We start from the raw sequence: 22,601 nt of genomic DNA, 5'->3' as shown, positions 1-22,601 counted from the left end.
GCTCAAGTGCGCGGCTCGATCGTCCATGCGCCGTCGCGCTCGACGAGCACGCGGTCGAACGCGAATTCGTCGAGCACGTGGTCGTGGCCGGGCAGCGCCTGAATGACGACTTCGCCCGCATCGCGCAGCGCGAGAATCGCCGCGCGCAGCGGTTCGTCGTGCTTCCACGGCGCGAGAATCGCGCTGCCGCGCGCGTCGACGGGCGAGATGCGCGCCACTTCGCGCAGATCGAGCGAGAAGCCCGTCGCCGGCCGCGCACGACCGTACGCGAGGCCAACGTCGTCGTAACGGCCGCCTCGTGCAACGGCATTGGGCACGCCATCGATGTAGGCGGAGAACATGACGCCGCTGTGGTACGCGTAGCCGCGCAAATCCGCGAGATCGATCATCAGTTCCGCGCCTTCGACCTGACTTGCGAGGAACGCGAGGTCGTCGAGCGCGCGCGCGATCACCGGCAGATTGGGCAGACGGCCCCGCGCAATTTGCAGCACCGAGGCATCGCCATACAGCGACGGCAACGCGCGCAACGCTTCGCGCGGCACTTGCCCGAGATGCGCGGTGAGTTCATTCAGACGCGGCACGTCCTTGCTCGCGAGCGCGTCGTAAAGCCCTTCGCCGAGCGACGCCGCGGCCGGTTCGAGCTCCAGCAGCGCGGCGAGCACGCCCGCGTGGCACAGATCGAGACGCACTTTCCTCAGACCTGCCAGATGCAGCGAATCGAGCATCAGTTGCTGAATCTCGAGATCCGCTTCGAGCCCTGCGTGGCCGTAGATTTCAGCGCCGATCTGGATCTGCTCGCGCGTCGCGTGCAGCCCGCGCGGCCGCGTGTGCAGCACCACGCCGGCATAACACAGGCGCGTCACGCCCTTCCGGTTCAGCAGGTGCGCGTCGATGCGCGAGACCTGCGGCGTAATGTCCGCGCGCAGGCCCAGCGTGCGGCCGGACAACTGATCGACGAGCTTGAAGGTGCGCAGGTTCAGATCGCTTCCGCCGCTCGTCAGCAGCGATTCGAGGTATTCGAGCATCGGCGGCATCACGAGCTCGTAGCCGTACGAACGGAACCGGTCGAGCAGGCGGCGGCGCAGCTCTTCGATCTTGCGGGCCTCCGACGGCAGAACGTCGGCGATATTCTCAGGAAGTAACCAGGTGGACATCGATGCGATTCCTACGGGACGCGAGCCTTCGCGCTTCAGGCGCGAGGACTTCGACGGTCAGGGACGAAAGGATAAAGACAAGATAGGCGATATGGCGGCGCGCTGCCCGCCGCGGTTTACGTGGCGATCAGCAGCAGGATCAGGCCGAGCACCATCGCGACCAGTCCGCCGATGCGGATATGGTGCGTGGGCCGCTCCGCGATGCGGCGAAAGGTATCGCGCCACGCGGTCGGAAAAACGAAGGGAAACATGCCTTCGATGATCAGCATCAACGCAACAGCGAGCAGTAACGTCTCGGCCATGTCCAGGGGATCGTAGGCGCCGCGCCGGCCGGAAGCCGGCGCGTGGCGCGGGCGGGAATCAGCGTTTCGCCGTGGCGGGAGGCGACGTGTCCGCCGCGCCGCCCGTCGGGCTCTTCATGAAGCGGAAGAAATCGCTGCTCGGGTCGACGACCATGACATCGCCCGGCTTGAACGTCTTCTTATACGCTTCGAGACTCTGATAGAACTGGTAGAACTGCGGATCGCGTCCGTAGGCATCGGCCGCGATGGCCGCCGCCTTGCTGTCTCCTTCGCCCTTGATCGACTGCGCCTGGCTGTAGGCGTCCGCGAGAATCGCCTGTTGCGTGCGTTCCGCGTCGGCCTTGATCTTGTCCGCTTCCGCCGTGCCCTTCGCGCGCTCGTTCGCCGCCGCCTGCTGCCGCGCCGCGATCATGCGCTTGTAGACCGAATCGGCCACCGCCGACGGAAAGTCGATGCGCGTCATCTGCAGATCGACGAGTTGCACGCCGAACGCCGCCGCCGCGCCTTCGACGCTCTTTTGCGCGTCGCTCGCGAGCGCCTGCTGATTACCGAGCGACTCGGTGAGCGTGTGCTTCGCGAAGCTGCTCGCGAGCGCCGTGCGCGCGAGCGCGAGGATGCGCTCCTCGGCCGTCTGCGTGTTCTTCTCGTTGCTCTCGAAAAGCTTCAGCGGATCGGCGACGCGATACTTGATGACCGTGTTCACCAGCACTTCGTTCTTGTCCGAAGTCGAGAAGCGGTCCGCGCCGGATTCGTCGATGGTGAGCGTGCGCGTGTCGATGAGCGTAAGCGTCTGGAACGGCGGCGGCAGCTTGAAGTGCAGGCCGGGGCCTTCGAGACGCGGGTTGCCTTCGCCATGCGCGGCGACGATGGCGGCATGTCTTTCGTCGACGGTGAAGATCATCGACGAACCGATGAACAGCACGATGACGACGGCGACGACGAGCGCGATGATTCGATTCATGTTCGCGCTCCTTATTGCAGGTCTTCGGAGCGGCTGCGGGAGCGGAACGCATCGCGCGAGCGCAGCGGATCGCTGCCCGCGTTCGCGCTGGCGCCGCTCGCACCGCTGGCGGCGCTTGCCGCGCTGGCGGGTGCGACCGCGGCTGCGGGAGCCGATGCGCTCGCCGCGGCCTGAGCGCGGGCCTGCGGCCCTTCCGCTGCGGGCGCTGCACCCGTCGCGGCCGCACCGCTCGCGTTCGCCGCCGACGACGACGCTGCCTGTTGCCGATTGGCTTCGACGAGCTTGTCGAGCGGCAGATACACCACGTTATTGCCGGCACGGCTGTCGACGAACACCTTCGTGGTGCGTGAATAGATCTGCTGCATCGTGTCTAGGTACATGCGTTGACGGATGACCGCGGGCGCCTTCGAGTACTCCGCGTAGACTTCCTTGAAGCGCTCCGCGTCGCCCTGCGCCTGCGTGACTTCGCGATTGCTGTAGGCACGCGCCTCGTCGATCAGCTTGGCCGCGTCCGCCTTCGCGCGCGGCAAGAGCTGATCGGCATAGGCCTGCGCGGTATCGCGGGCGCGCTCGTTGTCCTGACGCACGCGCGACGCTTCTTCGAATGCCGACTGAACCTGCTGCGGCACCTGCACGCTCTGCACCGCGACGCCCGTCACCTGCAGGCCGGTGCGATACGTATCGAGCGAGCGCTGGATCGATTCCATCAGGCGCGCGCGCAGCGCTTCGCGGTCTTTGTAGAGCATGTCGTCCGTGGTGAGGCTACCCGCGATCTCGCGAATCGCCGCCTGCGCGGCCTGTGTGACGCTGTCCTCGGCGTTGAGGCTGCGGTACAGGAAATCCGTGGGCGACTTGATCTGATACTGCACGGCGAAGCGCACGTCGACGATATCGGCGTCGTTCGTGAGCAGCGAGGCGTCGCGCACGTTGCCCTGCGAAAGCGCCGCGCCGCGCCCGACTTCGACCGAGCGAATCTGCGAGGTATCGACGATATCGCTCGACTGGAACGGATACGGCAAACGCCAGTGGATCCCCTGCGAGACCGTCTGACGATACTTGCCGAATTGCGAGACGACGCCGACATGCCCGTCCTGCACGACGAACACGCCGCTGCCGAGATAGATGGCGATCAGCACGCCGATGACGATGCCGAGCCCGATCTTCGTGCCGCGGCCGTTCTCGCGCGGCGCGCCGTTGCCGGGCTTCTTGCCGAACACGCCCGCGATGCGGCGATTGAACTCACGCCACATCTCGTCCAGATCGGGCGGACCCTCGTCCTTGCCGTTCGGGCGCTTGCCGTCCTGCGGACGCTTCGTGTCGTTCTTCACGCCATTGCCGTCGCCCCGCCCCCAGCGCGGATCGTTGATCGAAAAGACGGCATGCTCAACTTGCCGGATAGTCCGCTCTTTGTAGTCGTTCACTCGGTGATTCACCATTAGACAGCCGGGTCAAGGCCGGGCGGGGCCGATGCGATTCCGAAGCGGATCAGTGTCCGTGCTCAGGAACCTTGTGATCGTCACGTTCAGCGTCCTGCCGGTGGTCTTCCGGCTGCGCGTTCGTGCCGTGTATGTCGTTAGACCCGGCCTGCGTGGATTGCGTTGCTTCGGAAGCCTCTTGCGGCACCGGAAATTCGGCGAGCACGCTGGGTAGGCCCGCATCGGTTTCTTCGGCTTCCGCCGTGGCGATTTCGGCGATGGCAGCGCGCAGCGCATCGAGCCCCTGACCCGTGCGTGCACTCAAGAAAACGCGCGAAATATTACCATACTCGTCCCTTTCAACCGCCTCGCCGCGGGCCGCGAGTTCGGGCACCGCATCGATCTTGTTGAAGACGAGAATCTGGCGGATGCCGTCCGCGCCGATGCCGCGCAACACCTCGTTCACCTGATCGATCTGATCGAGGCGCACCGCGCTCGACGCATCGACGACGTGCAGCAGCACGTCCGCGTGAATGGTTTCCTCCAGCGTCGCGCGAAACGCGGCGACGAGCTGGTGCGGCAGTTCGCGGATGAACCCGACCGTGTCCGACACGACGACATGGCCCGCTTCCTCGCCGAGGAACACGCGGCGCGAGGTGGTGTCCAGCGTGGCAAAGAGCTGATCGGCCGCATACGCCTGCGCCTTGGTGAGCGCGTTGAACAGCGTGGATTTGCCCGCGTTCGTATAGCCCACGAGCGACACCGACATCGTGCGGTTGCGCACGCGCTGACGCCGCTGCGTGCCGTGCTGACGGCGCAGTTTTTCAAGCCGCGACTTGAGCGCCTTGATGCGCTCGCCGATGAGCCGGCGATCGGTTTCGAGCTGCGTTTCGCCCGGACCGCGCAGGCCGATCCCGCCCTTCTGCCGTTCGAGGTGAGTCCACGCGCGAATCAGCCGCGTGGACAGATATTGCAATTGCGCCAGTTCGACCTGCAGCTTGCCTTCGTGACTGCGGGCGCGCTGCGCGAAAATATCGAGAATGAGGCTCGTGCGATCCACCACGCGGCGGTTGAGCGCAACCTCGAGATTGCGCTGCTGCGCGGGCGCGAGCGCGTGATTGAAAATGACGAGTTCGACGTCGCTCGCTTCGCATTGAAGGCGCAATTCCTCGACCTTGCCGCTGCCGATAAACATCTTGGCATCGGGACTCTGACGGCGGCCGGTGAGCGTGACGGCGGGATGGGCGCCCGCACTTTGTGCGAGCAGACTGAGTTCTTCGAGACTGGCTTCGAAATCGATCTTGCCGAAATCGATGCCGACGAGCGCGGCGTTGATCAAATTGATGTTTTCAGATTTTTTGAAGCGACCGGCGAGTTGCTTAATGTTGATGTTCGGAATGCAAATCGCGCCGGTCGCGACGAGGTTTAGGACGATTCAGCGTCCGGGTGGAAATTCACCGGACGAGCCGGCACGACCGTCGAAATGGCGTGCTTGTAGACCATCTGAGTGACCGTATTTCGGAGCAACACGACGTACTGGTCGAAAGATTCGATGTTCCCTTGAAGCTTGATGCCGTTGACCAAATAGATCGACACCGGCACGTGCTCTTTACGCAGTGCGTTCAAAAACGGGTCTTGTAACAATTGCCCTTTGTTGCTCATAGCAAACTCCGTGTTTTTTTGCAGGTTGGAAGTATTGTGGACGAAGAAAAAGAGATCCGCCGACAATCGCTACACTATAGCTGATTTTCGCTGTTTTACGTTTTCGGCGCCGGGTCGGCCAAATGGCCAGCAGCGCCGTAACGCAAGGCTTCACGCGGTTCTCATTCCTTGTCCGCGTAAGGGTTTCGGCTCGACCGAAACTCTATGCGAAGTGGAGTGCCGGCGAGACCAAAAGTTTCACGAAAGCGCCCTTCCAGATAACGCTTGTACGTGTCCGTGATCGCGTCGAGCGCGTTGCCGTGCACGACGATAATCGGCGGATTCTGCCCGCCCTGATGCGCATAGCGCAGCTTCGGCCGAACCGGGCCGCGACGGCGCGGCTGCTGGAATTCCACCGCTTCGATCAGCGCGCGCGTGAGCTTGGGCGTCGGCAGCTTGGCCATCGCGGCGGCGTACGCGTCATCGACCGATTTCATCAACGCGCCGATGCCCGTCTTCTCCAGCGCCGAAACATAGTGGAACTTGGCGAAATCCAGGAACTTGAGCTTGCGCGACAGATCCGCCTTGGTGCGCTCGCGCACATGTGAATCCAGACCGTCCCACTTGTTCACGCCGACCACGAGCGCGCGGCCCTGCTCGACCACGAAGCCCGCAATGTGCGCGTCCTGGTCGGAAATATCCTGCTGCGCGTCGAGCAGGAGAATCACTACGTTGGCGTCGGCGATCGACTGCAGCGTCTTCACCACCGAGAACTTCTCGATCGCTTCAAACACCTTGCCGCGACGGCGCAGGCCGGCCGTGTCGATCAAGGTGTATTTGCGGCCTTGCCGCTCGAAATCAACATAGATCGAATCGCGCGTGGTGCCGGGCATGTCGAACGCGATCACGCGCTCTTCGCCGATCAGCGTATTCACGAGCGTCGACTTGCCCACGTTCGGACGACCGACGATCGCGATCTTGACGCCGTGCTTCGCTTTCTCTTCTTCCGTCTCTTCCGGCTGATCCTTGTACGCGATGTCGAGCGCGTCGTTGATCATTTCGACGACGCCGTCGCCGTGGGCGGCCGAGATCGCTCGCGGATCGCCGAGACCGAGTTCGTAGAAGTCCGCCGCGACCGCCGAGTACTTCATGCCCTCGGCCTTGTTCACGACGAGAAAGAGCGGACGGCCGGTCTTGCGCAGATAGTCCGCGATAGCCTTGTCCTGCGGCGCGAGCCCGTTGCGTCCATCGACGATGAACACGACGATATCGGCCTCTTCCACCGCCTGACGCGTCTGGCGCGCCATCTCGTGCAGAATGCCGTCCTTCGCGATGGGCTCGAAGCCGCCCGTGTCCACCACGAGGTACGGACGCTCGCCGCCCACGCGGCCTTCGCCGTAATGGCGGTCGCGGGTCAGGCCCGGCAGGTCCGCGACGAGCGCGTCGCGCGAGCGGGTAAGCCGGTTGAAAAGAGTCGATTTCCCCACATTGGGGCGCCCGACGAGGGCAATCACGGGTTTCATCTGATGTTGTTCAAGGTTGAACGCCAGGCGAACGCGGAACGGGCGGTAGAAACATCTCGTTGCGTTCCGCTACGCCGCGCAATGGCTGCGCTTGTCAAAATTAGCATGGATTCGGCTTGCCGAACGCGAGGCGCGTCGGGACTCGCCCTTCGGCGGTCGTGCCGGTTGCCTCTGTGGAGGCGCGTTTTGTACTTCGCACGTCGGCTTCGTGCGAGGTGCTTCAGTCTTGCGACCCTGCTCTTGCGTGCGGGTTTTATCGCGATGCGCACGCGGCGCACCGCTTCTTTCTCGTGCGGCTCGTCGTGGCGAGCCTGCCGCGCCGCCGGTTCGACGGCGCGCTCGCTGCTGCCGCTCAGTTGCTCGGGCGGAAGCCGTACAGATCGCCGTCATGCGTCTGCACGACGAGCGTGTTGCCCGCCATCACGGGTGCCGCGGTGATCGCAGTGCCGTCGGTCGGGGTGCGGCCGATCATCTCGCCGTTCTCCGTGTTCAGGAAGTGCACGAAGCCCTTGTAATCGCCCACCACGACCGCGCGGCCGAGAATATACGGCACGCTGACATTGCGGTTCTTGAGCGTGTCGGTCTTCCAGATCTGCGAGCCGTCCGACGCGCGGAACGCGTTGACGACCGACCAGTCGTCGCCCGCCGCGACCAACTGTTCGGACTGCGCGAGGCCGCTGTCGCTCGAGAAGTTCTTTTCCCACACCGGGCGGCCCGAATTCGCATCGAAGCAGCCGATGCGGCCCTGGAACGTCACCGCACACGTCTGCGCCCCGACGAGCCCCGGCGCGCCGGTCACGTCATTGATGCGCTCCACTTCGGTCACGCCCTTCGGATACGACACGGGCGCCTGCCAGTAGGCGTCGCCGGTCTGCAGGTTGATCGCCGCGAACGTGCCGCCAGGGAAACCCGCGAGCACGGCCTGGTCGCCCGCGAAGGTCATGCCCGCCGCGACGCGCAGATTCAGCGGCACGGCGCGCAACTGGAACACCCACCTCTGCTCGCCCGTTTGCGCGTTGAATGCGATCACCTTGCCGTCGATCGTGCGCACGATCACGAGATCGTTGCCGACGAGCGGCGGCGAAACGATCTCGCCGGGGGCCGTGGCGGTCCACAGCAATTTGCCATCGGCGCCGAGCACATCCACCTGGCCTTTCAGCCCGCCCACCGCCGTGAGATTGCCGTCGCTGCCGACGCCCGCGGACAGATCGTCCTTGAGCTTCGTGCGCCAGACATCCTGTCCGGTCTTCGCGTCGATCTTGGCCACGGTGCCGTTGGTGCCCGCGGCAAACACGAAGTCGTCCACGGCGACCGGCGAGAACAGATAGCGGCCTGCCTTGCCGACGCTCGCCTTCCACGCCTGGTTGACGTTCAGCACCGGCTTGAAGTCCGCGAGCGGCACCGGCACGCGGCGTTCATCCTTGGTCGACGAACAAGCGGCCAACAAGACGGTCATCGCGCAAGCGAGCGGTACGGCGTAGCGTTTCAAAAAAATCATCGGTGGACGCAATATGAAATAGTGAATTGGGTGGGTCGGCGCTGACCGCCGCGTCGCTTCATGGCGGCGGGGCTGGCCAGCGGGAGCCTATCGGGTCGATTCGGGTCGATACGAAAACGGCGCGGATCAGCCGCCGAGCGCATCGAGCTTGAACTGGACCAGTTGACGCGCGGAGGTATCGTTCGCGGGCAGCGCGTCGAGCGCGACCTTGTACGCCGTACGCGCGTCGTCGCGCTTGCCTTGCGCCGCGAGCAGATCGCCGCGGCGGTCCGCGATCACGCCCTTGAATGCGTCGAGCGGTTGATCCGCAAGCAATTTCAGGCCCGCGTCATAGTTCTTCTCGTCGAGCAGAACCAGCGCGAGACGCAGCTTCGCGATCTGCTTGTACTCGTCGTCCTTCGCGTGGTCGATCGCCCATTGGAGCTGCGCCTTCGCGCCCGCCGTGTTGCCCGCGCCATACAGCGATTTCGCGGCTGCGAGCGCGGTCATCTGCGCGTAAGCGGTGCGGCCGAACTTGTCTTCCATGTCCGCCGCGACCCGCGCGACGAGCGCCTGATCGTTGCTGTTCGCCGCCTGCTGCAAATGGTCGTACAGCACCGACGCTTCGGCCGCCTGACGACGCTGCCAGAAGTTCCATCCGTTGTAGCCGGCCCCGATGACGAGCGCCACGAGCACGATCCAGGTCGTGGCGTTACCCCATTTGGCCCACCAGGCCTTTACGCTTTCGAGTGATTCTTGTTCGTCGTGATAGCTCATCGTCCAGCTAGTCCTTACTGCGTTTCAATTCCCTCGACGAGCGCCGCGCGCCAGTCCGGATCGTGGTGATCGGGCGCGTTCTCGCGCGGCATTGCGCCTGAATGTCAGTCGCCCTCGTCTTCGGCGGTTGCAACCATCGCATTGATTAGGTATTCGGTCAAGTCTTCCGCCGGAACGTTCACCTGCTCGTTCTTTTGACCTTCGGACGTTTCGCCGCCCGCACGGCGCAGCGGCTTGACGCCGATCGTGCCCTGCGCGAGTTCGTCCTCGCCGAGCACGACCGCGAAAGCCGCGCCGCTCGCGTCGGCCTTTTTCATCTGCGACTTGAAGCTCGCGGACGCACCGTCCGGGCTGCAATGCAGAATGACGTCGAGACCCGTATCGCGCAGACGCTCCGCGACGATGAACGCCTGCTCGGCCGCCTTCTCGCCCTGATGCACGACGTAGACGTCCGTGCCTTCGGCTTCCGGCGCGAGCTGCTCTTCCTTCAGCAGTTCGAGGATCCGCTCGACGCCCATCGCCCAGCCGCACGCCGCGGTGGGCTTGCCGCCGAGCTGCTCGATCAGCGGATCGTAGCGTCCGCCGCCCGCGACCGTACCCTGCGCGCCGAGCTTGTCGGTGATCCACTCGAAGACCGTGAGGTTGTAGTAGTCGAGACCGCGCACGAGACGCGGGTTGATCGTGAACGGAATGTTGTTCGCCTTGAGCAGACGCTGCACGCCCTCGAAGTGCTTGCGCGACGTCTCGCCCAGAAAATCGACGAGCTTCGGCGCGTTTTGCGCGATCTCCTGCATCGCCGGATTTTTCGTGTCGAGCACGCGCAGCGGATTCGTATAGAGGCGGCGCTTCGCTTCTTCATCGAGCGAATCGACGTGCTTCTCCAGATACGCGATCAGTTCCTTGCGATGCGCCGCGCGCTCCTCCGCCTGACCGAGCGAATTCAGTTCGAGGCGAATGCCGGTGAGTCCGAGATCGTCCCACAGACGCTGGCACATCATGATGATTTCGGCGTCCGTGTCCGGACCCGCGAAACCGAGCGCTTCCACGCCGACCTGATGGAACTGGCGATAACGCCCGCGCTGCGGACGCTCGTGACGGAACATCGGGCCGATGTACCAGAGACGCTTCGGGCCGTCGTACAGCAAATTATGTTCGATGGTCGCGCGCACCACCGCCGCCGTGTTTTCCGGGCGCATCGTGAGATGCTCGCCGTTCAGCGCGTCGGTGAAGCTGTACATCTCTTTTTCGACGATATCGGTCACTTCGCCGATACCGCGCGTGAACAACTGCGTATGCTCGATGATCGGCGTGCGGATGTTCTGATAGCCGTATGCGCGCAGCATCGACTTGACGGTGGATTCGAAGAACTCCCACAACGCGGCATCCTGCGGGAGGATGTCGTTCATGCCCTTCACGCCGCTCAGTTTGTCGAGCCGTTTCTTCTGTTCAGTCATCTGTCTTCAGAGTGTTGCGGTGGAAGTCTCTTCACGCTTGCCGTAGGTGCGCTCGACGTAATCGCTGACGATCTGCTGGAATTCGCCGGCGATGTTCTCGCCACGCAGCGTCTTCACCTTCACGCCGTCGATGAACACGGGCGCCGCCGGATTCTCGCCCGAACCCGGCAGGCTGATGCCGATGTTCGCGTGCTTCGATTCGCCCGGTCCGTTGACGATGCAGCCCATTACCGCGACGTGCATCTTCTCGACGCCGGCGTATTTGTCGCGCCATTCGGGCATGGAGCTGCGCAGATACGTCTGGATTTGCGACGCGAGCTCCTGGAACAGCGTGCTCGTCGTGCGGCCGCAGCCAGGACACGCGATGACCATCGGCGTGAACGAGCGCAGGCCCATCGTCTGCAAAATTTCCTGGCCGACGACGACTTCGCCCGTGCGCGCGCCGCCCGGCTCGGGCGTCAGCGAAATGCGGATCGTGTCGCCGATGCCTTCCTGCAGCAGCACCGAAAGCGCCGCCGTCGATGCGACGATGCCCTTCGAGCCCATGCCCGCTTCGGTGAGCCCGAGGTGCAGCGCGAAGCTGCAGCGTTTCGCGAGCTCGCGGTACACGGCGATCAGATCCTGCACGCCGCTCACCTTGCACGACAGGATGATCTTGTCGCGGCCGAGACCCAGTTCGACCGCGCGCTCCGCCGAGCCGATCGCCGACTGGATCAGCGCTTCGTACATCACGCTTTGCAGTTCCCACGGCGTCGAGCGCGCGGCGTTTTCGTCCATCATGCGCGCGAGCAGGTCTTGATCGAGGCTGCCCCAGTTCACGCCGATGCGCACCGGCTTGTCGTACTTGACGGCGGCTTCGATCATCTGCGCGAACTGCGTGTCGCGCTTCGCGCCCTGGCCGACATTGCCCGGATTGATGCGGTACTTCGACAGCGCCTCCGCGCACGCGGGATAGTCGCGCAGCAGCAGATGGCCGTTGTAATGGAAATCGCCGACGAGCGGTACGGACACGCCCATGCGATCGAGCTGGTCGCGAATATGCGGCACTTCGGCCGCCGCTTCCGGCGTGTTCACCGTGATGCGCACGAGTTCCGAGCCCGCCTGCGCCAGTTCCTTGATCTGGATCGCGGTACCGATGGCGTCGGCGGTGTCGGTGTTGGTCATCGACTGGACGCGCACCGGCGCGTTGCCACCGATCGTGACGAGCTGGCCGCCCCAGCGCACGTCGACCGCATGCGATGCGCGGCGCGCCAGCGGCCCGCCGAAGACCGGCTCGGTCGAACAAATCTTGCTGCTGATCAGGGATTGAGCTTCGGATTGCATCGAAAAACCCTTTGGCAATCTGCGCGCCGATCAGGCGCCGCGTTGCGTGAGTGAAACCTCAAACGGGCGTCGCGGCTTGCACCGTGACGCCCCTGACTTGTCCGTCGCGCGTATCGATCGTCTCGATCGGGCCGCCTCGCGCCTTAGGGCAGCGAGAGGCGCGCGACGTTTCCGCGAGCGGAGGAATAGCGCTTGGCATCGACCGGTTCGTCGTCGACCGACAACGACTCGACGCCCTTCACGTTGCCGACGGTCACCTTGAACGGCGCCTCGCCTTCCACGCGCTGCGTGCTGCCGGCGCGAACGAGACCGGAATACAGTTCCTTGCCGTCCTTGCCGCGCACGCTGAACCAGCTATCTTCCTTGACCTTCAGTTCGATTGCGCCCGAGCCGCTGCCCGCGACCGACGGTGCGGACGCCGCGGCAGCAGCCACCGCGGTCGCCGCCGATGCCGCCTTCGCCGATTTCGCCGCCGATGCGGGCGCCGCCGCGCCGGGCGCGCTTGCACCCTGGCTTGCACCCTGCACCGCCGAAAGCGTGGACGACGAAGCCGGGAGCGCGTTCGTGCCGAGCGGACGCGGCATCGGCTGCTCGCCGGGCGCTGCCGCGACTTCGGGCAGCGAGGCCTCGCCCGTGTTGGCCGCGGCGGCTTCATCCGGCGTGGGCGGGGATGACGCAGCGGCCGGCTCGTTCGAACCCGGCGCCGACGACAAACCCACGCCCGTCGTCGCCTTCAGGCGAGCGAGCCAGTTGCTCGAATCGCCGCCGGTATGCCACATCACGAGCGCCGCCAGTACGACGATGATCGCGAGCACACCCCACAGCCACGACTTGCGGCGGCCCGACGAATTGCCGAGCGGCACCGACACGCGCCCGCGCGGCAAGCCCGCGCCCGACGATACCGGCACCTTCAGATTGTGCTCGATCGCGCCGTCGTCGCGCCGGAACGCCTGCGTGAACGGCGCCGGATCGGCGCCCAGAATCTTCGCATAGCTACGCACGATGCCCGCGGCAAACGTGCGGTCGGGCATCTGGCTGATATCGCCCGATTCGAGCGCGAGCAGTTTCGACGGCGACACCTTGAGCCGCGCCGACACATCGTCGATCGACCATGCCTTCGCCTGACGGAGTTGCGCGAGACGCGCGCCGACCGCCTGCACCGAGTCCAGGGGCCCCGCCTGACTCGCGCCGAATGCCGCCCCTTGCGCACCGGCCTCGCCGTCGTGCTGACCGCCGGCCCGGTTGCCGGTATGACTACCAAAAGGCGTCGGGTGCTGCGGCTCACTCATGCCAAATTCCTCGCATCGATTCTTCTCTATCGCTATAACGCTGTTGCTTCGTTCGGTTCCAAAACCCCGTGCACGATACAACTCCGGCGCCATTGCAGACCGCTTTATAACAAAATGTTCGGCTTTTCGTGCCGCGTCCCGGCGTGCTGCGCCGGGCTCCGCGGCTTTTTTGATTCGAACGCCCCGTCAGACCGCCCGCACCTCGATCGTCTTGCTTCCGGCGCGGCCCGTGCGCTCCGCAAGACGCGTGCGATCCTGCACCGCGCCCGCGAGCTGGCCGCAGGCGGCGTCGATGTCGTCGCCGCGCGTCTTGCGCACGGTGGTCACAACGCCCGCGTCGATCAGCACCTGCGCGAAGCGCTTGATCTGCTCGTTTTTCGAACGCGTCAGCCCCGATTCGGGGAACGGGTTGAACGGGATGAGGTTGAACTTGCACGGCACGTCGCGCGTGACGGCGAGCAACTCGCGCGCATGCGCTTCGCTGTCGTTCACGCCATCGAGCATGCAATATTCGAACGTGATGAAGTCCCGCGGCGCGACTTTCAGATACCGCTGGCACGCGGCCATCAGCTCGCGCAGCGGGTACTTCTTGTTGAGCGGGACCAGCATGTCGCGCAGCGGGTCGTTCGGCGCATGCAGCGATACCGCGAGCGCCACCGGCAGGTCCGCGGCGAGACGGTCCATCATCGGCACGACGCCGGACGTGGACAGCGTCACGCGCCGGCGCGACAGACCGTAGGCGTTATCGTCGAGCATCAGGCGCATTGCCGGCACGACGGCGTCGTAGTTGAGCATCGGCTCGCCCATGCCCATCATGACGACGTTGGTGACGACGCGCTCGCCCTTGCCCGGCCCGCCGACCTCGCGCCCCAGCGAGCGGCGCAGAGCGAATTCCGCCATGCGCAACTGGCCGATGATCTCGCCCGTCGTGAGATTCCGGGAAAAGCCTTGCTTACCGGTGGAACAGAACCGGCAATTCACCGCGCAGCCCGCCTGCGACGACACGCACAGCGTGCCGCGCGTTTCTTCGGGAATGAACACGGTTTCGACCGCGTTGCCGTTGCCGACGTCGATCAGCCACTTGCGGGTGCCGTCGGTGGAAACGTGGTCGCTGATAATGCCGGGCATCGCCATATTGGCGCGGCCCTTGAGTTTTTCGCGCAGCGATTTCGCTAGATCCGTCATGCCGTCGAAATCGTCGGCACCGTATTGATGGATCCAGCGCTGCAATTGCTTGGCGCGAAACGGCTTCTCGCCGAGGCTCGCGCAATACGCGGTCAGCCCGGCGGCGTCGAGATCGAGAAGGTTGACGGTGGTGCTGCTCGTCATGTCGAGTTCTGCCATTTCTGATTGCGAAGCCCGGAATGGATGTGCTCCGGGACCGTTCGCGCCAATTCCTGCTTTCTTACGACTTCTTGTGCCTCGAGGCGCGATGCCGGGCTGGCCGCACGGCCAACACGGCGACCCACGCGAAAATTAACGCGAGTAAACGTTCACTTGCGGGAAGAAGAACGCCACTTCCTGGGCTGCCGTTTCCGCGGCGTCCGAACCGTGCACCGCGTTCGCGTCGATGCTGTCGGCGAAGTCGGCACGGATCGTGCCCTTGTCGGCCTTCTTCGGATCGGTCGCGCCCATCAGGTCGCGGTTCTTGACGATGGCGTTCTCGCCTTCCAGCACTTGGATCATGACCGGGCCCGAAACCATGAATTCCACGAGATCCTTGAAGAACGGACGCGCAGCGTGCACGGCGTAGAACTTCTCCGCGTCGGCGCGCGACAGGTGAACCATGCGCGACGCGATGATCTTCAGGCCTGCGTTCTCGAAACGGCTGTAGATCTGGCCGATAACGTTCTTTGCCACTGCGTCCGGCTTAATAATCGACAGGGTGCGTTCGATCGCCATGAAAAACTCCAGAAAATGAATGGTTTACGGATTAAAACGAATCGACAATTGTAGCACGAAGCAAGGTATCATTGCGATTGAAACCTTACGGTGCCGTAAGAATCAAACCAGCAAGACCTTAAACGTCGGGGCGTCCGAATCAGCCTTTCGAACTATTGAATTCGGGGCGCGCCGGGGCCATATTGGAGCAGAGCGCCGCATTGCAACCGGGATTGCAACCGAGAAGCGCGCGGTGCGGCGAAAACGGCCCTAATGCTGGTTTAAGTCCGAGAACTTATCATTCGTGTATGACGGAAGTCGCGGGAAGACCGAACGACAATTGGAGCAAGGAGAAACCATGAACGAATCACCCTATGGCTTTGGCCGTAATGGCAGCGTCACCTCGGTCGAGGTGCGCAACCGCGTGCTGCGCAATACCTACTGGCTGCTCGCGCTTTCGATGGTGCCGACGGTGCTCGGCGCGTGGGTCGGTGTCGCAACGGGCTTCTCGCTGTTCGCCGCCACCAGCCCGGCGATGAGCTTCATCGCGTTCCTCGCCATCGCGTTCGGCTTCATGTTCGCGATCGAAAAGACGAAAGACAGCGGCATGGGCGTGGTGGTCCTGCTCGGCTTCACGTTCTTCATGGGTCTGATGCTCTCGCGCCTGCTGAGCTTCATCCTCGGGTTCTCGAACGGGCCGCAGCTGATCATGATGGCGTTCGGCGGCACGGGCGTGATCTTCGCCGCGATGGCGACCATCGCCACCGTCAGCAAGCGGGATTTCTCCGGCCTCGGCAAGTGGCTGTTCATGGGCGTGCTCGTGATCCTGCTCGCCGCGTTCGCGAACATTTTCCTGCAGTTGCCGGCGCTGATGATGACGATCTCCGTGCTCGCCATCGTGATCTTCTCGGCGTACATGCTTTTTGATGTGCAGCGCGTCGTGAACGGCGGCGAGACGAATTACATCAGCGCGACGCTCGCGATCTATCTCGACCTGTACAACGTGTTCACGAACCTGCTGGCGCTGCTCGGCATTTTCGGCGGCAACCGCAACTGATCTGCCTCACGCTGACAGAAACGCAAAACCGGCCTTCGGGCCGGTTTTTTTGTGCCTGCAGAATTCCGCAGCCGGATCAGTCGCGCTCGAACAACGCAATCGACTCGACGTGCGACGTATGCGGAAACATGTTCACCACGCCCGCGCCCTTCATGCGGTAGCCGGCTTCATGCACGAGGAGGCCCGCGTCGCGCGCGAGGGTTGCCGGATTGCACGATACATACACGATGCGTTCGGGCAACGGCCCGTCGCCGCTTTGCGCAATGTCCGCGAGCGCCTTCGACACGGCGAGCGCGCCCTCGCGCGGCGGATCGATCAGGAACTTGTCGAAGGCGCCGAGCGCGCGCAGATCGTCGGCGGTGACTTCGAAGAGATTGCGGCACGCAAACGACGTGTGCGCATCGACGCCATTCGCCTTCGCGTTCTCGAGCGCACGCGCGGTCAGCGCCTCGCTGCCCTCGATGCCCACGACTTCGCGCGACACCCGCGCGAGCGGCAGCGTGAAATTGCCGATGCCGCAGAAAAGATCGAGCACGCGGTCCGAGCTTTCGGGTGCAAGCAGACTCAGCGCCCGGCTCACCAGCACGCGATTGATCTGATGATTCACCTGCGTGAAATCGGTCGGCTTGAACGGCATGCGAATATCGAATTCCGGCAGCGTGTACGCCAGTTCGCGATCGAGCGGATAGAACGGATACACCGTGTCCGGGCCCTTCGGCTGGAGCCAGAACTGGACATCATGCTCGTCGGCGAATGCGCGGATCAGGGCTTCGTCGGCCTCGGTCAGCGGTTCGAGAATGCGCAGCACGAGCGCGGTCACGTCGGAGCCGACCGCGAGCTCGATCTGCGGCATGCGATCGCGGATCGACAAGCCGGCCACCAGATGACGCAGCGGCACGAGCATCGCGGACACATGCGGCGGCAGCACTTCGCAGCTCGTCATGTCCGCGACGTAGCTGCTCTTGCGCTCGTGAAACCCGACCAGCACGCCGCCCTTCTTTTCGACATGCCGCACCGTCAGGCGCGCGCGATACCGATAGCCCCACGACGGCCCGTGAATCGGCCGGAACATCGTCTCCGCGCGCAGCTTCGACAGATGCTGCAGGCTGTCTTCGAGCACGCGCTGCTTGACCGCGATCTGCGCGAGCACGTCGAGATGCTGCATCGAGCAGCCACCGCAGATGCCGAAAAACTGGCACTTCGGCTTCGCGCGGATCACGCTTTCGCGCAGCACCTTGACCACTTGCGCCTGCTCGAAGCTCGGTTTCTTGCGATAGCTCGAATAGCTGACCCGCTCGCCCGGCAGCGCGCCTTCGACGAAAATGACCTTGCCCGGCTCGCCGTCCTCGTTGACCGTGCGGCCGACGCCGCGTGCTTCCATATCGAGCGACTCTATTTCCAGCTCGGGCGCGACGAAATCGGGATCGGGCGTGACGAATTTCGCCGGCGCGGCGCGGCGGCGATGCGAAGTTTTTCGAGCGGCTTCAGACACCTGCGTACTTCCTGGCTAACGATTGAAGGCGAGATTGTAGACGAACGTCACCCCGGCGCTTCGCTTACTTCCCGAATGCCGCCAGATACTCGGCCCAGTGCGGCGACGTTTCCTGCGCGAGCGCGTTTTTCACGAAGTTGATTTCGTCAGCATACTCGTCGGGCGTGAAGCCGCCACGCATCATCTGGAAGCGGCAATACATTAAGTACGTGTTGACGACGTCCGTCTCGCAATAGTTGCGAATTTCGTCGAGATGGCCGTCACAGTACGCGTCCCATACCTTGCCGCCGTCCATGCCGAGCTTGCCGGGAAAGCCGCAAAGCTTCGCGAGCGCATCGAGCGGCGCGTTGGCGCGCGCCTGATACATCGCGAGCACGTCCATCAGGTCGATGTGACGCATGTGATAGCGGCTGATGTAATTGTTGAACTTGAACTCGCGGTCGTCCTGCCCGAGGTCCCAGTATCGCGGCGCGGCGATGCCGTGCACCAGCGCGCGGTAATGCAGCACGGGCAGATCGAAGCCGCCGCCGTTCCACGACACGAGCTGCGGCGTGTACTTTTCGATCACGCGATAGAACGATTGAATCAGCGCCGCCTCGCCATCGCCGGGCGTGCCGAGCGAGCGCACGCGAAAGCCGGCGTTGTCGCGGAACACGCAGGAAATCGCCGCGACGCGCTGGAGATGGTGCGGCAGGAAATCGTTGCCGACGCGCTCGCGGCGCGCTTCGAACGCATGTTCGGCCACCTCGCGGTCGGAAAGATCGCCGGGCAAATCTTCGAGACGGCGAATGCCGTCGACATCGGGGATCGTCTCGATGTCGAAAACGAGAATCGGTGTCATTGAATCCTGGAACGCGACGCCCTTCCGGGCGCCGCCAAAGCGTTAAAGCACGGCGTCCTTACGAACGCCGTTGGAGGCGAAAAAGCGCTTGAGCCGCACGAGCGCCTCTTGCTGGATCTGGCGCACACGCTCGCGCGTGAGGCCCATCTCGTCGGCGAGCTCTTCGAGCGTCGCGGGCTCGATATGGTTCAGCCCGAAGCGCCGTTCGATCACATGCCGGTGTTTATCGGACAAACGCGAGAGCCACAGGCGCGTAAGCGATTCGAGCTCGCGATGCTGCACTTCCGCGTCGGGCGACTGGCTCTGGTCGTCGGAAAGCAGATCAAGCAGGCTGCTGCCCGGGTCGAGGTCGAGCGGCGCGTCGAGCGAAGCGGTGTGCTCGTTGAGCGCGAGGATATCGGTGACTTCCTCGGGCGTCTTGCCCGTGAGATACGCGATGTCGTCGATGCTCGCGTCGCGGCGCTCGGGCGCGACGCTGTCGGTGGAATTGGCGGAATTCTTCTCGATGTGGCGCTTCGCGCGCAGCACCTGATTGAGCTCGCGGATCACGTGCACCGGCAGGCGCACCGTGCGCGCCTGATTCATGATCGCGCGCTCGATGCTCTGGCGAATCCACCAGGTGGCATAGGTCGAAAACCGGAAACCGCGTGTCGGGTCGAACTTTTCGATCGCATGCATGAGACCGAGATTGCCTTCCTCGATCAGATCGAGCAGCGGCACGCCGCGATTCAGATAACCCTTCGCGATACTGACGACGAGCCGCAGATTGCGCTCGATCATGACCTGACGCGCCTCGAATTCGCCCGCCTTCGCGAGCCGCGAATAGCGCTGCTCTTCCTCGACGGTGAGCAGCGGCTTCACGCTGATGCGGTTCAGGTAATGCTGAATGGTGTCGGCCGTGAGCTCGGCCTGCAGCAGCGAGCGGAAGTCGTCGGCGTCCGGAGGGGAATCGTTTGCGCTCTCACCCGCTTCGTCACTGCCCTTTCCCCGGCTGCCGCGCTCTTCTTCGGAATCGGATTCCGAATCGATATCGACGTCGACGTTTTCGATTTCGTCGTCATGAGTCGAAGCACCGTCTTCCACCGACACTTGCAAAGGTCGGCTGATCGTCTCAGTCTCGGCTTGCGGCAGGCGGCGCTTCGTTTTTGGCATGATGGTTTCGCTTTATTGCGGCGGCAAATACTTCAGTGGGTCAACAGGTTTTCCCTGCCGGCGAACTTCGAAATGCAACATCACGCGGTCCGAATCGCTGTTCCCCATCTCAGCGATCTTCTGCCCTTTAGTTACCGCGTCTCCTTCTTTTACCATCAAAGCACGGTTATGTGCGTACGCTGTCAGAAAAGTCGCGTCGTGTTTGATGATAATGAGATTGCCGTAGCCGCGCAGCCCATTTCCGGAGTAAACCACTCGGCCATCCGCCGAGGCGTTGACTGCATCTCCCGCCGCACCGCCAATATTCAAACCCTTGTTGCTCGCTTCGTTGAACGTGCCGAGAATCGGACCGCGCGCCGGCCAGATGAACGCCGGCTGAGCCGCCGGCGCTGTCGCGTCTGCGCCCGCGCCCGGAACGCCCGATGCCATGCCCGCCGCCGCGCCCGCAGTCGCTCCCGGCGCCGCGCCCATGCCCGAATTCGGACCGTAATACGGCGGCTGCGCGGCCGTGCCTGGCTGCGGCGCGGCATAGGCGTTCGCGCCGTTGAGCGGCTGCGCCTGCACGCCGCCGCCCACGATCGGCGCGGTCGCCACACCGGGCGTCGCCGCCGCGACGTTCGCGCCCGGAGGCGCCACGCGCATCAACTGGCCGACTTCGATCTGGTTCGGGTTGGTCAGGTTATTCCACGCTGCGATGTCGTGATAATTCTGACCGTTTTCCAGTGCGATCCGATATAGGGTGTCGCCCGGTTTTACGCGGTAATAACCCGGCGGCGGCGGACCGTTGTCCGGCGTCTGCGCCGCGGTAGTGCCGATGGGCGCGCCCGTTCGGTCGACGACCGGCGCCATGTCCATGCGCGTCGAACACGCCGCCAGCGCGGACAACGCCAGCACGCACGCGCCGCGCTGCACGACGCTCAGGCGCTGGTCCGCACTTTCTACTCGCAAAGCACGCAGGATACTCATCGGTTTCAAATCACTCCGGATTTTAAGGGTACAAAGAAAACGCGATCGAGCTGCTCTTCACGCCATTGCGTGGCCGACACGCGCGTCACGAGCGTGAGCACTTGCGACTGCGCGGCCTGCGAGCCGACCGGTGCGACGAGCTTGCCGCCCACCGCCAGTTGATCGAGCAAGGCTTGCGGCACGTCGAGGCCGGCGCAGGCGATCACGATCGCGTCGAACGGCGCGGCCGCGGGCAAGCCCAGGCGGCCGTCGCCGTAATGCAGTCTGATGTTCGGCACGCGCAGCGGCCGAAGGTTGAGCTTCGCGCGCTCCGACAGCGGGCGCACGCGCTCGATCGAATAAACCTCGGTGGCGACCTGCGACAGCACCGCCGCCTGATAACCGCAGCCGGTGCCGATCTCCAGCACCTTGGCGAGCGTGCGCCCGGCCGCGACCAGTTCGATCATGCGCGCCACGACGGACGGCTTGGAGATGGTCTGGTGATGGCCGATGGGCAACGCGGCATCTTCGTAAGCCTGCGCGGCGAGCCCCGGATCGACGAACATGTGGCGCGGCACCACGGACATCGCGTTCAGCACGCGCGCGTCGGTCACGCCGTTGGCGCGCAGCCGTTCGACCATGCGCTCGCGCACCCGTTCCGAGGCGAGCGTCTGCGTGCTCGCGAGCGCGACGTTCGGCGCGCCCTTTCGGGTGGCGGCCGCGGCGGCATTCAGGGGGCGCTCGGCCGGGCGCGGCGCGGCGCGCAATGCGCTCATGCGCGGCGCGTGATGCGTCTGCGCGGCGCTCTTGTTCGCACCCGGAACCGGTTTCGCGTTCGCCGCGCCCGGCGCCGCGGGCTTGACGCCGGAACGCACGGGAAAGACGGAAGTGGCCGGCGTGGCGGAGGCGGCAGCCGTTGCCGGATTTTTCATCGCCGCGTTCGCCGCGCGCGCGGGCCCGGGTTTCGCCGCTTGGGGCGTCGCTGCCTTGAGCGTGGCCGCGCCGCCTTGCCTGCCGCGCGCGTCCTGCACGCGGGCCGTGGGCGAGCGCCGTTCGCGAACCAGATCCGCGAGCGCCAGCGGAAAGCGCTTGGCGCGCTCGTCGGTCATGTGCGGCCGCTCCCGGCGCGCGCCCATTCGCGAGTCTCGGCCATGAGCTTCGTATGCGTCAGATCGAGCTGCAGCGGCGTGATCGATACGAAGCCGTTCGCGACCGCGTGGAAATCGGTGCCTTCGCTCGCGTCGAGCGCGTCGCCGGACGGGCCGATCCAGTAGATCGGATTGCCGCGCGGATCGCTCTGGCGAATGACCGGCTGCGAAGGATGGCGCTTGCCGAGGCGCGTCACTTTCCATTCGCGCAGCTGGTCGTAAGGCAGGCTCGGGATATTCACGTTCAGCAACGGATGACCCGGCATCGGATGTTCGAGGAAATGCGCGACGATCTCGGCGGCGACGCGCGCTGCGTCTTCGAGATGCAGCCAGTCGCGGCCGACGAGCGAGAACGCGATTGCCGGTATGCCGAACATGAAGCCTTCGGTGGCGGCCGCGACGGTGCCCGAATACAGCGTGTCCTCGCCGACGTTCTGCCCGTTGTTGATGCCGGACACGACGAGATCCGGCTGATGTTCGAGCATGCCGGTGAGCGCGATGTGCACGGAATCGGTCGGCGTACCGTTCACGAAGTTGAAACCGTTCGGCGCCTGATGAACGCTCAAGGGTCGCGACAGCGTAAGCGAGTTGGAGGAGCCGCTGCAATTTTGCTCGGGCGCCATCACGGTCACTTCGCCGAGCGGCTGCAGGACGCCATGCAGCTCATTGATGCCGCGTGCCAGATAACCGTCGTCGTTGCTGAGTAGGATTCGCATCCGACGATTGTAACCGAGGAAACATGGCGCGACGACGACTCGCAAGCTCGCTT

21 protein-coding genes are annotated in these 22,601 nt (G+C 64.3%); 1 reads left to right on the top strand and 20 read right to left on the bottom strand.

What is annotated here, in order from left to right; translation table 11 throughout:
* Positions 1-2: 2 nt before the first annotated feature.
* The 14 genes from LY284_RS04005 to ndk form a co-directional block, all read right to left on the bottom strand.
* Positions 3-1,154: an ATP phosphoribosyltransferase regulatory subunit gene (locus LY284_RS04005; protein ID WP_014191599.1), complete on the bottom strand. Its 1,152-nt coding sequence runs from the start codon at positions 1,152-1,154 to the stop codon at positions 3-5.
* A gap of 116 nt (positions 1,155-1,270) precedes the next feature.
* Positions 1,271-1,462, bottom strand: a complete 192-nt coding sequence (locus tag LY284_RS04000) for a DUF2065 domain-containing protein (protein WP_014191600.1) — start codon at positions 1,460-1,462, stop codon at positions 1,271-1,273.
* A gap of 52 nt (positions 1,463-1,514) precedes the next feature.
* Positions 1,515-2,417: a protease modulator HflC gene (hflC, locus tag LY284_RS03995; RefSeq protein ID WP_014191601.1), complete on the bottom strand. Its 903-nt coding sequence runs from the start codon at positions 2,415-2,417 to the stop codon at positions 1,515-1,517.
* Between the two features lie 11 nt (positions 2,418-2,428).
* Positions 2,429-3,838 (bottom strand): FtsH protease activity modulator HflK, encoded by a 1,410-nt coding sequence (hflK, locus tag LY284_RS03990; protein WP_014191602.1) that lies wholly within the window; start codon positions 3,836-3,838, stop codon positions 2,429-2,431.
* 64 nt (positions 3,839-3,902) lie between these two features.
* Complete coding sequence (gene hflX, locus LY284_RS03985; RefSeq protein WP_014191603.1) at positions 3,903-5,171, bottom strand: GTPase HflX; 1,269 nt, start codon at positions 5,169-5,171, stop codon at positions 3,903-3,905.
* Between the two features lie 86 nt (positions 5,172-5,257).
* Positions 5,258-5,494, bottom strand: a complete 237-nt coding sequence (hfq, locus tag LY284_RS03980; RefSeq protein WP_006999489.1) for an RNA chaperone Hfq — start codon at positions 5,492-5,494, stop codon at positions 5,258-5,260.
* Between the two features lie 161 nt (positions 5,495-5,655).
* Complete coding sequence (gene der, locus LY284_RS03975) at positions 5,656-6,996, bottom strand: ribosome biogenesis GTPase Der (RefSeq protein ID WP_014191605.1); 1,341 nt, start codon at positions 6,994-6,996, stop codon at positions 5,656-5,658.
* A gap of 352 nt (positions 6,997-7,348) precedes the next feature.
* Positions 7,349-8,494, bottom strand: coding sequence for an outer membrane protein assembly factor BamB (gene bamB, locus LY284_RS03970; protein ID WP_233384611.1), 1,146 nt, complete (start codon positions 8,492-8,494; stop codon positions 7,349-7,351).
* A 126-nt stretch (positions 8,495-8,620) separates the two neighbouring features.
* A complete protein-coding gene (locus LY284_RS03965) occupies positions 8,621-9,250 on the bottom strand; it encodes a tetratricopeptide repeat protein (RefSeq protein ID WP_014191607.1) in 630 nt (209 codons plus the stop codon).
* A 104-nt stretch (positions 9,251-9,354) separates the two neighbouring features.
* On the bottom strand, positions 9,355-10,704 hold the full coding sequence (hisS, locus tag LY284_RS03960; RefSeq protein ID WP_014191608.1) for a histidine--tRNA ligase: 1,350 nt from the start codon (positions 10,702-10,704) through the stop codon (positions 9,355-9,357).
* A gap of 6 nt (positions 10,705-10,710) precedes the next feature.
* Positions 10,711-12,027 (bottom strand): flavodoxin-dependent (E)-4-hydroxy-3-methylbut-2-enyl-diphosphate synthase, encoded by a 1,317-nt coding sequence (gene ispG / locus LY284_RS03955; protein ID WP_041730460.1) that lies wholly within the window; start codon positions 12,025-12,027, stop codon positions 10,711-10,713.
* Positions 12,028-12,170: 143 nt separating this feature from the next.
* Positions 12,171-13,316 (bottom strand): RodZ domain-containing protein, encoded by a 1,146-nt coding sequence (locus LY284_RS03950; protein WP_045450700.1) that lies wholly within the window; start codon positions 13,314-13,316, stop codon positions 12,171-12,173.
* Positions 13,317-13,502: 186 nt separating this feature from the next.
* Positions 13,503-14,645 carry a 23S rRNA (adenine(2503)-C(2))-methyltransferase RlmN gene (rlmN, locus tag LY284_RS03945; RefSeq protein ID WP_014191611.1) on the bottom strand — a complete coding sequence of 381 codons (1,143 nt, stop codon included), beginning with the start codon at positions 14,643-14,645 and terminating at the stop codon, positions 13,503-13,505.
* Between the two features lie 147 nt (positions 14,646-14,792).
* Positions 14,793-15,218, bottom strand: a complete 426-nt coding sequence (gene ndk / locus LY284_RS03940) for a nucleoside-diphosphate kinase (protein WP_014191612.1) — start codon at positions 15,216-15,218, stop codon at positions 14,793-14,795.
* A 337-nt stretch (positions 15,219-15,555) separates the two neighbouring features.
* Here ndk and LY284_RS03935 point away from each other — a divergent pair, with 337 nt between their 5' ends.
* Positions 15,556-16,254: a Bax inhibitor-1/YccA family protein gene (locus LY284_RS03935; RefSeq protein WP_041730462.1), complete on the top strand. Its 699-nt coding sequence runs from the start codon at positions 15,556-15,558 to the stop codon at positions 16,252-16,254.
* 76 nt (positions 16,255-16,330) lie between these two features.
* On the opposite strand, the gene rlmD is transcribed toward LY284_RS03935, so the two are convergent.
* From rlmD to surE, 6 genes are all read right to left on the bottom strand, one after another.
* Positions 16,331-17,746, bottom strand: a complete 1,416-nt coding sequence (gene rlmD / locus LY284_RS03930; protein WP_014191614.1) for a 23S rRNA (uracil(1939)-C(5))-methyltransferase RlmD — start codon at positions 17,744-17,746, stop codon at positions 16,331-16,333.
* Between the two features lie 64 nt (positions 17,747-17,810).
* Positions 17,811-18,587, bottom strand: a complete 777-nt coding sequence (locus tag LY284_RS03925) for a 3'-5' exonuclease (protein WP_014191615.1) — start codon at positions 18,585-18,587, stop codon at positions 17,811-17,813.
* A 42-nt stretch (positions 18,588-18,629) separates the two neighbouring features.
* Positions 18,630-19,739 carry an RNA polymerase sigma factor RpoS gene (gene rpoS / locus LY284_RS03920; RefSeq protein ID WP_014191616.1) on the bottom strand — a complete coding sequence of 370 codons (1,110 nt, stop codon included), beginning with the start codon at positions 19,737-19,739 and terminating at the stop codon, positions 18,630-18,632.
* 12 nt (positions 19,740-19,751) lie between these two features.
* On the bottom strand, positions 19,752-20,705 hold the full coding sequence (locus LY284_RS03915; RefSeq protein WP_014191617.1) for a peptidoglycan DD-metalloendopeptidase family protein: 954 nt from the start codon (positions 20,703-20,705) through the stop codon (positions 19,752-19,754).
* A 5-nt stretch (positions 20,706-20,710) separates the two neighbouring features.
* Positions 20,711-21,793, bottom strand: coding sequence for a protein-L-isoaspartate(D-aspartate) O-methyltransferase (locus LY284_RS03910; RefSeq protein ID WP_041731091.1), 1,083 nt, complete (start codon positions 21,791-21,793; stop codon positions 20,711-20,713).
* Positions 21,790-22,548, bottom strand: a complete 759-nt coding sequence (gene surE, locus LY284_RS03905; RefSeq protein WP_014191619.1) for a 5'/3'-nucleotidase SurE — start codon at positions 22,546-22,548, stop codon at positions 21,790-21,792. Before surE ends, LY284_RS03910 begins: the two co-directional genes overlap by 4 nt.
* Between the last annotated feature and the right edge of the window lie 53 nt (positions 22,549-22,601).

Origin of the sequence: Caballeronia sp. PC1 (assembly GCF_021353155.1) — a bacterium.
Lineage (GTDB): Bacteria > Pseudomonadota > Gammaproteobacteria > Burkholderiales > Burkholderiaceae > Caballeronia > Caballeronia cordobensis.
The sequence above is the reverse complement of the archived record's forward strand: the minus strand, read 5'-3'. Positions and strand labels throughout refer to the sequence as shown.